1 protein-coding gene is annotated in these 1,241 nt (G+C 69.3%); it reads right to left on the bottom strand.

Annotated elements, in window-relative coordinates; translation table 11 throughout:
• Window positions 1-5: 5 nt before the first annotated feature.
• Window positions 6-1,193 (bottom strand): IS30 family transposase, encoded by a 1,188-nt coding sequence (locus CF165_RS49675; protein WP_093954559.1) that lies wholly within the window; start codon window positions 1,191-1,193, stop codon window positions 6-8.
• Between the last annotated feature and the right edge of the window lie 48 nt (window positions 1,194-1,241).

Genomic DNA, 1,241 nt, shown 5'->3' with positions numbered 1-1,241 from the left:
TGGATTCAAGCGGTCGTTGCAACAGGTTCCTGTGTGGACAGTAGCATCGCGAGGCGTTCGGCTGGGGTGTCCCAGCCGAGTGTCTCGCGGGGGCGGCCGTTGAGTTCCGCGGCCACTTTTGCCAGGTCAGCGGAGGTATGCGTGGACAGGTCGGTGCCTTTGGGGAAGTACTGGCGGAGCAGCCCGTTGGTGTTCTCGTTCGACCCGCGTTGCCAGGGTGAGTGCGGGTCGCAGAAGTAGATGGCCATCTCGGTGGACAGGGTGATCCGGGCGTGCTGGGCCATTTCGGTGCCCTGGTCCCAGGCCAGTGACCTGCGCAGTTGCTGTGGGAGGGTGCCGACGGTCGCGATCATGGCGTCGGCCACGGTCGCGGCGTCCTTGCCGGCGGGCAGGTGCAGCAGCAGACAGAACCGGGTGGTGCGTTCCACCAGGGTGCCGATGGCGGAGCGGTTGTCTTTGCCCATGATCAGGTCGCCTTCCCAGTGGCCGGGGACGGCCCGGTCGGCGGCCTCGGCCGGGCGGTCGGAGATCGGGACCATCCCGGTGATCTTGCCGCCGGCGGCGCGGCGCCCGTCGGGCATCCGTTGCGGGCGACGCACCGCCCGGCCGGTGCGCAGGCAGGCGGTCAGCTCGCGGCGTAACGCGCCGCGGCCCTGCACGTAGAGGGACTGGTAGATCGTTTCGTGGGACACCCGCATCTCCGGCCGATCAGGGAACTGTCGTGCCAGCCTGGCAGCGATCTGCCGGGGCGACCACCGACGCCGCAGCAGGGCCTGCACCCGCCGCCGCAACCGGGCCTGGGCAGCCAGCTTCGCGGTCTTGGACCGCTTCGCTCGCTGCTGCGCGGTGTGCTGGGCGCTGGTGGCCCGATAGCCTCGGCTGGTGCTGTTGCGCTCGAGCTCGCGTCCGATCGTCGAGCGATGCCGTCCCAGCCGGCGGGCGATCTCAGCCCTTGAGTGGCCTTGGGCGCGCAGCACCATGATGTCTTCACGCTCAGTCAGAGAAAGATAGCGGTCCGAGACCGGGGCGGGTGCATTGGCAGTCACCCCGCCAGCCTCACGGAACATACGGTTCCCGCTGGCCAGCGACACACCCGCCGACCGGGCAGCCGCACCGATCGACGACCCCGCCCGCACCCGCTCCCAAAAAGCCACCCGAACATCCCGCGGCAACCACCGAGACTTCTCCACCACCACAACACCTCCACCACCCGGTGTTGCAACGACCCCCTGACACCGCGG

Source organism: Amycolatopsis vastitatis, assembly GCF_002234595.1.
GTDB classification, from domain to species: Bacteria; Actinomycetota; Actinomycetes; order Mycobacteriales; family Pseudonocardiaceae; genus Amycolatopsis; species Amycolatopsis vastitatis.
The sequence above is the reverse complement of the archived record's forward strand: the minus strand, read 5'-3'. Positions and strand labels throughout refer to the sequence as shown.